The following is a 3,494-nucleotide window of genomic DNA, read 5'->3' as shown; positions in this document are numbered from 1 at the left end:
ACGGCTTCGCTCGAATGCCCGGTCGATCTGTTTCTGGTCGATAACGGTGGGCTGGGAGACGTGTCTGCATTGATTGATGATCTCGATACGAAAGGTATTACCACCCGGATTCTGTCGGGCCACGGCAACGTTGGCTACGGACGGGGGCACAATCTCGCGATCGAATCGTCGACACGCCCGTTTCACCTGATCTTGAATCCTGACATCGATCTCGACGCAGACGCGCTCGTTGCCGCCCGTGCGTTTCTCGGTTCGCGTCCCGACGTCGGCGCGCTCACGCCATGGATCGGCGATGACACAGGCGGGCAGCAGTATCTCTGCCGCCGTTACCCGGCGGTGCTCGATCTGCTCGTGCGCGGCTTCCTGCCGGCGCGGTTTCGGGCAGCTTTTGCGAAGCGCCTCGCCCGCTACGAAATGCGCGACGTCATCAACGACCGCGACGTCGTTTGGGACCCCCCCATCGTCAGCGGCTGCTTCATGCTGTTCCGCACCGAAGTCCTGAAGAAACTCGGCGGCTTCGATCCACGCTATTTCCTGTACTTCGAGGACTACGACCTGAGCCTGCGCACGCACGAGATTGCCCGCGTCGCGTATGTTCCCTCGGTGCGCGTCATCCATCACGGTGGGGGGGCGTCGCGCAAGGGCTTCGCGCACATCCGCATGTTCGCCGCGTCGGCCTTGAAGTTCTACAACCGCTTTGGCTGGAGGCTCTGGTGAGTCACCTCGTCGTCACCGGCGCGAACGGCTTCGTCGGCCGCGCGGTCTGTCGTCGTGCGCTGGATGCCGGACATACGGTTACCGCGTTGGTACGGCGTCCGGGCGGCTGCATCGACGGCGTGCTCGAATGGGTGCACGACGCCGCCGATTTCGCGGGTCTGGATGAAGCGTGGCCAACCGACCTGACCGCCGATTGCGTGATCCATCTCGCCGCGCGCGTGCACGTGATGCGCGACGAGTCCCCCGATCCCGACGCTGCGTTCGATGCCACCAACGTCGCCGGCACGCTGCGTCTCGCCGACGCCGCGCGCCATCACGGCGTGCGCCGCATCGTGTTCGCGAGCAGCATCAAGGCGGTCGGAGAGGGCGACGGCGGAATACCGCTGTCGGAAGCGTTCGAACCCGACCCGCAGGATGCATACGGCCGTTCGAAGTTGCGGGCGGAACGGCAGCTCGCGCAGTGCGGCGCGTCGGCGGGGCTCGATGTCGTCGTCGTTCGTCCGCCGCTCGTCTATGGCCCTGCCGTCCGTGCCAACTTCCTGCGAATGATGGACGCGGTCGCGCGCGGGATGCCGTTGCCGCTCGGCGCGGTTTCGGCGCGCCGCAGCATCGTCTACGTCGACAATCTCGCCGACGCGCTGCTGCGTTGCGCAATCGACCCGCGAGCGGCCGGCGAATGCTTCCATGTCGCCGACGACGACGCCCCGACGGTCGCGGGCCTGCTGCGCCTCGTCGGCGACGCGCTCGGCAAGCCGGCGAGGCTGATCGCGGTGCCGCCGGCGCTGTTGCGTGTGCTCGGAAAGCTGACCGGTCGCAGTGCGGCTATCGACCGCCTGACGGGCAGTCTGCAACTCGATACCGGTCGGATCAGGCGCGTGCTCGACTGGCAGCCGCCCTATACGACCCGCCAGGGCCTCGAAGCGACCGCCGCATGGTATCGTTCGCGCGATACACGAAAATAAAAGCCACATGCTTCTCGCGAATCCCACCTGGCTCACCACGGCCGCGGTGGCCCTGGCCGCCGCATTCGCCTCGACGACGATTCTCCGCGTACTGCTCGCCACCGGGTGGGCCTGGCGTCTGGCCACCGACATTCCGAACGACCGTTCGCTCCATACGCTGCCGACACCGCGCGTCGGCGGATGGGGCATCGTGCCCGTCTGTGTCGTTGCGCTGCTGATGCTGGCGCCGCGGCTTTGGCTGATCGCGATCGCCGCCGCGGGACTCGCCGCGATGTCGCAGATCGACGACCGGCGCGGGCTGCCGGCCCGCGTGCGATTCTCCGCGCACCTCGCGGCAGTCGTCGCGCTGATCGTCGTCTTCCCGGCCGACGCACCGTGGTGGCTGCTCGCCGGCGTGGGTTTCGCGATGGTCTGGCTGACGAACCTGTACAACTTCATGGACGGCGCCGACGGTCTCGCGGGCGGCATGGCACTGTTTGGCTTCGGCGGATACGCGGTCGCGGCGCTCGGCGGCCCGCATACGTCGCCCGATCTCGCCGTGGCGGGCGCGGCAGTGGCCGGCGCGGCGCTCGGCTTTCTTCTGCTCAATTTCCATCCGGCGAGACTGTTTCTCGGCGACGCCGGCTCGATTCCGCTCGGCTTCCTGGCCGGCGCACTGGGCTATTGGGGCTGGCGTACCGATGTCTGGCCGATCTGGTTTCCCGCCATGGTATTCGCGCCCTTTATTGCAGACGCATCTGTAACACTTTTGAGACGTCTGTTACGCGGAGAAAAGTTCTGGCAGGCGCACCGCGAGCATTATTATCAAAGGATGGTCCGGTCGGGCGTCAGTCACGGCCGGACTGCCCTTTATTGGTACCTCATCATGCTCGCAGGCATAATTCTGGCCACGTGGGCAAAGGGCCGCCCCGAACTGCAGCAATGGCTGTCGTTTCTTGCGTGGTATGGTGTCCTGGCATGGTTCGGATGGTTGATCGACATGCGTTGGCGCCGGTTTCAAGCGGCCGCCGAAAACAATTCTTGAGGTTTCCCGCCGATGTTGCGATCCAGAGCATCTTGGCTGTCCCTGAGTGCTTTCCTGTTCGACCTGACGGCGGTTGTCGCCGCATGGTTGTTCGCTTATCTCGTTCGTTTCAACGGCAGCGTTCCGCATGATTTCCTGAGCGGCGCGCTGATGGCGCTGACGTGGGCACTGCCCGTCTATGCGCTGATGTTCCGCGGCTTCGGCCTGTATCGCGGGCTGTGGGTGTTTGCCAGCTTGCCCGACCTGATGCGCATCGCGAAGGCGGTGGCGGGCGGCGGCGTGATCGTGATGATCGGTGCCGTGATGTTCCAGCCGCAGCCGATCATTCCGCGCTCGGTGCTGCTGGTGTCGCCGTTGATGCTGTTCCTGGCAATGGGCGGCGCGCGTGCGCTGTATCGCGCGACGAAGGAGTACTACCTGTACGGTGGGCTGGTGGGCAAGGGCAAGCCGGTGCTGGTGCTGGGTGCCGGCACGGCCGGCGCGAGCCTCGCGCGCGAACTGTCGCGCTCCGGTGAATGGCGCTTGGTCGGCCTGCTCGACGACGACGTCACGAAACAGGGGCGCGAAATCTACGGCTACAAGGTGCTGGGTTCGTTCAACGACCTCAAGCACTGGACCGATGCGATGAAGGTCGAATACGCGATCATCGCGATTCCGTCGGCGTCGGTCGAAACCCAGCGTCGCGTCGCGACCCTCTGCGTGCGTGCCGGCGTGAAGGCGATGGTGCTGCCGTCGCTGACCGCACTGATGCCGGGGCAGGGCTTCCTGTCGCAGGTACGGAACATCGATCT

General features: G+C 65.6%; 4 protein-coding genes. All 4 read left to right on the top strand.

All coding sequences use genetic code 11. The annotated features are described in order from the left end of the window. Positions 1–717, top strand: a 717-nt coding sequence (locus tag JMF90_RS29440) for a glycosyltransferase (protein WP_236598055.1), incomplete at its 5' end; no start/stop codon positions are given. Then, positions 714–1,679, top strand: a complete 966-nt coding sequence (locus JMF90_RS29435; protein ID WP_175809006.1) for an SDR family oxidoreductase — start codon at positions 714–716, stop codon at positions 1,677–1,679. The genes JMF90_RS29440 and JMF90_RS29435, both read left to right, overlap by 4 nt. A gap of 7 nt (positions 1,680–1,686) precedes the next feature. Then, positions 1,687–2,703: a glycosyltransferase family 4 protein gene (locus JMF90_RS29430; protein WP_175809007.1), complete on the top strand. Its 1,017-nt coding sequence runs from the start codon at positions 1,687–1,689 to the stop codon at positions 2,701–2,703. Between the two features lie 12 nt (positions 2,704–2,715). Continuing rightward, positions 2,716–3,494: nucleoside-diphosphate sugar epimerase/dehydratase (locus tag JMF90_RS29425; RefSeq protein ID WP_374104286.1), on the top strand; the 779-nt coding region annotated here is incomplete at its 3' end.

It is taken from the genome of Burkholderia sp. E168m23 (assembly GCF_016586125.1).
Classification (GTDB): Bacteria; Pseudomonadota; Gammaproteobacteria; order Burkholderiales; family Burkholderiaceae; genus Burkholderia; species Burkholderia orbicola.
This window is presented reverse-complemented; position numbering and strand designations above follow the sequence as displayed.

Excerpts from the sequence above, each read along its gene's own strand:
- JMF90_RS29430 (WP_175809007.1), top strand. The coding sequence starts at position 1,687 with ATGCTTCTCGCGAATCCCACCTGGCTCACCACGGCCGCGGTGGCCCTG.